Source organism: Neobacillus drentensis, assembly GCF_036966985.1.
Taxonomy (GTDB): Bacteria; Bacillota; Bacilli; order Bacillales; family Cytobacillaceae; genus Neobacillus; species Neobacillus drentensis_E.
Map to the genome: position 1 here is coordinate 1 of NZ_JBALSN010000038.1, position 5,902 is coordinate 5,902.

A 5,902-nucleotide genomic window follows, 5' to 3' on the forward strand; every position below is an offset into this window, starting at 1 on the left:
CAATACATCTTATGCTACTTTTACACGATTTCAAGCGATTTTCATAAATTTTTCTCTAAGTTTTAGAGATTATTGAATTGGATTTGGCTAATAAACAATGTTTTTGAAAATTTCCTAAGTTGTGAATATTCTCTCTTAAAGATGTGAGAATTTTTTGTTTTATGATATTATGAAGGAAGGAGTCTGTTACTACAGGTTGGGGGGATGCGGAGTGCAAGAGAAGCAAGCGGTTTATGATATTACAATCATTGGCGGAGGTCCTACCGGATTATTTACTGCTTTTTACGGGGGTATGAGACAAGCCTCAGTAAAGATTATTGAGAGCTTACCACAACTTGGCGGCCAATTGTCAGCGCTTTACCCGGAAAAGTATATTTATGATGTTGCTGGTTTTCCAAAAATCCGTGCACAAGAACTTATAAATAATCTTAAAGAACAAATGAGCAAATTCAAACCTACGGTTTCACTAGAGCAATCGGTTGAAAAGCTGGAGAAACAAGAAGATGGAACGTTTAAATTAACAACAAACAAAGAAGTTCATTATTCTAAAACGATTATTATTACAGCCGGCAATGGTGCCTTCCAACCACGTCGTTTAGACCTCGAAAGTGCTGCTCAATTTGAGCGTAAAAATCTATATTACTTCATTGAGGATTTAAATCAGTTTGCAGGTCAAAAAGTAGTTGTTTTTGGCGGCGGCGATTCTGCAGTTGACTGGGCCTTGATGTTGGAGCCAATTGCTGAGCAAGTTTCGATTGTTCACCGCAGAGATAGGTTCCGTGCTCACGAGCATAGTGTAGAAAACTTATATAATTCCAAAGTAAATGTGAAAACACCTTATGTTCCTGTAGAATTAGTTGGTGATGAAAGTGGAATTAAACAGGTTGTTCTTGAAACTGTTAATGGTAAAGAGAAAGTTACAGTAGATGTCGACGCTGTCATTTGTAACTATGGATTCGTTTCTTCCCTTGGACCAATTAAGGAATGGGGCTTAGCCATCGAAAAGAATTCGATTGTAGTCAATTCTAAGATGGAAACGAGCATCCCTGGAATCTATGCAGCTGGAGACATTTGTACCTATGAAGGAAAAGTGAAATTAATTGCCTGTGGCTTTGGTGAAGCACCAACAGCTGTTAACAACGCTAAGGCCTTCATTGATCCGAAGGCAAAAATTCAGCCATTACACAGTTCTTCAATGTTCAATAAATAAGAAAAAGCGTCCCTTTGTATGGACGCTTTTTCTATTTATATTAGCATTCTTCCGGTGTACCAGTAGCAGTAGCCGTTCTGAACGATGACCCACATCCACATGATGCGATCGCATTCGGATTGTCAATGGTAAAGCCGCCGCCCATCATTGATTCCTTATAATCAATCTTGGTTCCTTTTAAAATCGCTGCACTCTCTTTATCGACTAAGATTTGAATTCCAAATTGTTCAAGTTTCAAATCATCTTCATTTACTGTATGTTCAAAGCCCATCCCGTAAGATAAACCGCTGCATCCACCGCCTTTTACGCTGACACGTAACAATGCGCCTTCTTCTTCGTTATGCTTCATCATTTCTTTAATATGCAGCGACGCCGCTTCTGTTAAAATAACTACATCAGTACTCATTGTAATACCCTCCCTAAATGAGGCTTTTAATTTATTATATACACGTATTGTTAACTACTCAAATAATACGATTCCTTCGTACTATCCTATGAAATATATATAAATAAGGAAGCGGCAGCGCTCCCTATTTTAAAACATTGGATTATCTTCCAAGTATTGATAAATGTTATCGACCAATTCGTCAGGTGTTTTTCCTGTGACTACTTCTCCATTAACAAGAGCATAAAGCGTAGTCGCACATTTACCGCAATATCCAAGACATCCATATTCAATAATATCCAAATTAGGATCTTTTTCTAATTTCTCAAGTGCCTTTTGTGCACCATTCGCAAGATTGCTTATACAAAATTCTATGATGGGTTGAATCATTGCTTTCACCTCTCCACAACTAATTATCCTACTCCATTTCATCCACTCCGTCAAATACCATGTATACTATATCGATGTCAAGAAAATCATGAAAATTGTTGTTATTTTGACATAATTCCGCTATACTCGAATGTGTTAAAGGAACGGAATTATTATTCTACAATTGACACTTCAGCCAACTTTAAATATGAAAACGGGATATTCAAAGGGGAAATAAAAATGAAAAACCTTGTAATTCTTGGTGGCGGCTACGGTGGGATGAAGATTCTAAATGAAATTCTCCCTAACCATTTACCAGAGGATATGACGATTACACTAGTGGACCGTGTACCTTATCACTGCTTAAAGACGGAATACTACGCATTAGCAGCAGGAACGATTTCTGACAAAGAAGTAAGAGTTGCTTTTCCGGAACACCCACGATTAAAAGTAGTGTATGGTGAGGTAATCGCTATTCAAACAACTGAAAAAAAGATCACTCTAAAGGACGCTGCGCCTATCGACTATGATGATGTAATCATTGGTCTGGGCTGTGAGGACAAGTATCATGATGTTCCAGGGGCCGATCAGTTTACCTACAGTATCCAGTCTATTGAAAAATCTCGACTTACCTACTCCGTCTTAAATAATTTGGGACCTGGCTCAGTGGTTGGTATCGTGGGCGCTGGTCTAAGCGGTGTGGAGCTAGCAAGTGAATTAAGCGAAAGTCGGGAAGACCTAAACATCAAATTATTTGACCGGGGAAAACATATTCTCTCTGCATTCCCGGAACGTTTAAGCAAATATGTAGAAAATTGGTTTGTAAAAAACAATGTCGAAATTATTAACAACTCGAATATTACCAAGGTGGAAGAAAATTTATTATACAATCACGACCAGCCGATCCATTGTGATGTCATCGTTTGGACAGCAGGAATCCAAGCCAATAAAATTGTCCGCGCTATGGACGGGGATAAAGATGGAATGGGAAGACTAGTGATCAGCCCACTTCATCACCTGCCTCATGATGAACATGTCTTTATTCTCGGTGATTGCGCAAGTCTTCCTCATGCACCTAGTGCTCAATTAGCGGAAGGTCAGGCGGAACAAATTGTTGAAGTATTAAAGAGACGTTGGAAAGGTGAAGAGCCTCCAACATCTTTCCCGCAAATTAAATTAAAGGGGATCCTTGGTTCCCTTGGGAAAAAGCACGGATTTGGGATGATGGCAGACCGCGCCATTACAGGACGTGTCGCCCGTTTGCTTAAATCTGGAATTCTGTGGATGTATAAATTTCATAATGGATAAAAAAAGAAGCATTCCAATCTGGAATGCTTCTTCGTGTTTAAATAGCCTTATATCCATATTTCTCTAGTTCTGCGAAAATGGTTTTTAAACGTGGGTTCCCTTCGCCAACGATTTTGTCTTTGATGACAACCACTGGATAAAACATATCCTCTTCGATCACTTTTTCTGCAAACGCAATCTTTTCATGCTCCCCACTTGGCTGATAGATATCCACGTAGGTCATTTTAAACGGTTGGTCTGGAAATTTTCTCACAATTGCTGCTTCCAGCCATTCAAAAGTTTCTTTGGAAGATGGTAAATTGACACAACTTGGGCACAATTGTTCCGCACCATAAACAACAATTTCTACTTCTGCACTATTCATCTAATCATTCCCGCCTTTTTATTTCAGGTTAACTCATTTTTACGATAATAACCACGAAAATGTCTATAAATGTGTGTTTTCCTAATTTCTGATAATGGATTTTTCACGATGATGACATTATAATATAGGTATAGGAAGGGAGTCGATTAATTTGGCAGAACAAGAAATTTTTGAACAAGTTCAAGAAGTATTAGATAAATTACGTCCATTTCTTCTTCGCGACGGCGGAGATTGTGAATTAGTAGATGTTGAAGAAGGCATTGTCAAGCTTCGCCTTTTAGGTGCATGCGGCAGCTGCCCAAGTTCAACCATCACACTTAAAGCTGGTATCGAAAGAGCACTTTTAGAAGAAGTACCAGGGATTGTGGAAGTAGAACAGGTATTTTAATAATCAAAAAAGTGATTGCCATCCATAGGCAATCACTTTTTTAATGAAAACATGTTTTAGTACAGCCATTCCAATAAAGGCAGGTTTAAACGCTTGATTGGAGCGTCAGTAAGTTGATAAAAACCCGCCAAAAATTGTTCATATTCTCCAGACTGACGTAAAATTCTCATTAACTTTTCTTCCAATACCTTTTTGTCCTGTTCTGATGTGGTAATATAATAACTTTCAATACATTCAAAGTAGTGGAGCGGGAAAATTAACCGGGAATACAATAATCGCCAGGAAAATGGCGACAAAGGGGCAACACTTTGATATTCTTCAAAGAAGCGCTTTAATTCCACATCATAGGTCTGGGAATTGTGAAGATATCTTTCCCTAGTCCATTCAGCGATGTCCCGGCTGCGATGGTCAAATACCCAGTCAAACGGATTTTTAATCATATAATTATTGAGCGGCCCCCAGGTCTTTTGTGTGAAACGTTCATGACAAACCGTGCCGCTATCCGTTTCAAGTGGTTCATCATCAATCTCGGTATCCACAAGATATTGAATAGCGTTTTCTGTTAAGCCTAGATAATAGGGGAAGGAATCAATAAACATTCGCTGAAATTCATCCTCAGGTGTTTGAAATAGAAGACCATTCCACACCTTTTCCATCTGCTCGAGGCGTTTTTCCCATAAGGACTTCCATTGTCCGATCCTGCTAGACCTCTCAATTTGAAAGGGAACTCTTCTGCCGCGTTCATGGAATTTTGCTAATTTCCTGCCCAATTTAATTTTTTTCGGTTCTTCCAGTTGCCGATTTGCAAGGACACAATATTTATTTTTTTCCCATTCCGTAATTAAATGCCCTTCTTTAGACGGCAAAATGACGGGAACATTATGATCACCATAATTTCGTAAATGCTCCGCGATTTTCTCAAGTTCGGCAATATCTTCTTCCGCCTTTCCCGCTGGTTTGGAGATTAAATAGATCCAGCCATTTCCTCTTAACGCGTCAAACCTATCAAGTTTTACATATTCATCGACCGTAACGCCATATTGATTTTCCAGCATTTTTTGAAGCATTTTTAGTCCACCTCATTTCTTTCCCTTTTCTAATCTCATATATATGTTTTAGCCTAAGAAAACTTGTTCTTGAATAGCTTAGAAAAATGAAGGAGAATATAAGGTTTTAACCATGCTCTTTTTTAGGCTTCTTTTGCATAAGTTAGAATAATACAGTATATATATAGTGAAAATCCACAGAAAAGGTGATCAGAGGAATGGCAGACGACAAAAACGTAAATCTAACCGAAGTAACTGCACGCAGATGGCTGAATGAAAGAGGCGTCAAAGTACAGGACATCGCTGATTTAGTTTTCTTTTTGCAGGAAAAATATCATGAGAACTTGAAAATGGAAGACTGTTTAGCAAACGTGGAACGCGTTCTTTCCAAACGTGAGGTTCAGAACGCAATTTTAACAGGAATACAGCTGGATGTACTCGCCGAAAAAGGGATGCTTGAGGAGCCGCTCCAATCAATTATCGGAACAGATGAAAGTCTTTATGGAGTCGATGAAATTCTAGCCTTTTCGATTGTAAATGTATATGGTTCGATTGGTTTTACCAATTACGGATATATCGATAAATTAAAACCTGGAATATTAGCGCATTTAAATGATAAATCAACAGGCGAGTGCCATACTTTTTTAGATGATATTGTCGGGGCGATTGCAGCAGCCGCATCGAGCCGACTAGCACACCGGGCTGCTAGGGCTGAGAGTGAAAAGAAATGAACTATAAAAAGGATGGGTTTCCCCATCCTTTTTTAGTGAAAAGAAAGTATAATTTTCTGAACTTAGATTACTGTCTAGCTCCAGCACCCAGCGGCTAGTGT

At 38.8% G+C, this 5,902-nt stretch carries 8 protein-coding genes; 4 read left to right on the plus strand and 4 right to left on the minus strand.

The annotated features are described in order from the left end of the window. The first annotated feature begins 211 nt into the window (after positions 1–211). On the plus strand, positions 212–1,210 hold the full coding sequence (locus V7659_RS02570) for an NAD(P)/FAD-dependent oxidoreductase (RefSeq protein WP_335537920.1): 999 nt from the start codon (positions 212–214) through the stop codon (positions 1,208–1,210). Between the two features lie 40 nt (positions 1,211–1,250). Here the strand turns inward: V7659_RS02570 and V7659_RS02575 are convergent, their stop codons facing one another. Then, entirely contained in the window at positions 1,251–1,616 is a 366-nt protein-coding gene (locus V7659_RS02575) for a HesB/IscA family protein (RefSeq protein ID WP_335537921.1), read from the minus strand. Positions 1,617–1,745: 129 nt separating this feature from the next. Next, positions 1,746–1,985 carry a YuzB family protein gene (locus V7659_RS02580; protein ID WP_026567906.1) on the minus strand — a complete coding sequence of 80 codons (240 nt, stop codon included), beginning with the start codon at positions 1,983–1,985 and terminating at the stop codon, positions 1,746–1,748. A 219-nt stretch (positions 1,986–2,204) separates the two neighbouring features. Between V7659_RS02580 and V7659_RS02585 the strand changes: the two genes are divergently transcribed. Further along, the gene (locus tag V7659_RS02585; protein ID WP_335537922.1) at positions 2,205–3,272 is read left to right on the plus strand and encodes an NAD(P)/FAD-dependent oxidoreductase; all 1,068 of its coding nucleotides are present in this window, start codon (positions 2,205–2,207) and stop codon (positions 3,270–3,272) included. A gap of 37 nt (positions 3,273–3,309) precedes the next feature. Here V7659_RS02585 and V7659_RS02590 read toward each other — a convergent pair whose 3' ends face one another. Further along, the gene (locus V7659_RS02590; RefSeq protein ID WP_335537924.1) at positions 3,310–3,636 is read right to left on the minus strand and encodes a YuzD family protein; all 327 of its coding nucleotides are present in this window, start codon (positions 3,634–3,636) and stop codon (positions 3,310–3,312) included. 124 nt (positions 3,637–3,760) lie between these two features. On the opposite strand from V7659_RS02590, the gene V7659_RS02595 reads away from it, so the two are divergent. After that, the gene (locus V7659_RS02595; protein WP_283879589.1) at positions 3,761–4,024 is read left to right on the plus strand and encodes a NifU family protein; all 264 of its coding nucleotides are present in this window, start codon (positions 3,761–3,763) and stop codon (positions 4,022–4,024) included. A 56-nt stretch (positions 4,025–4,080) separates the two neighbouring features. Here V7659_RS02595 and yutH read toward each other — a convergent pair whose 3' ends face one another. Next, positions 4,081–5,091, minus strand: a complete 1,011-nt coding sequence (gene yutH / locus V7659_RS02600; RefSeq protein WP_335537926.1) for a spore coat putative kinase YutH — start codon at positions 5,089–5,091, stop codon at positions 4,081–4,083. A gap of 197 nt (positions 5,092–5,288) precedes the next feature. On the opposite strand from yutH, the gene V7659_RS02605 reads away from it, so the two are divergent. Further along, positions 5,289–5,801, plus strand: a complete 513-nt coding sequence (locus tag V7659_RS02605; RefSeq protein WP_283875710.1) for a phosphatidylglycerophosphatase A family protein — start codon at positions 5,289–5,291, stop codon at positions 5,799–5,801. The last annotated feature ends 101 nt before the right edge of the window (positions 5,802–5,902 follow it).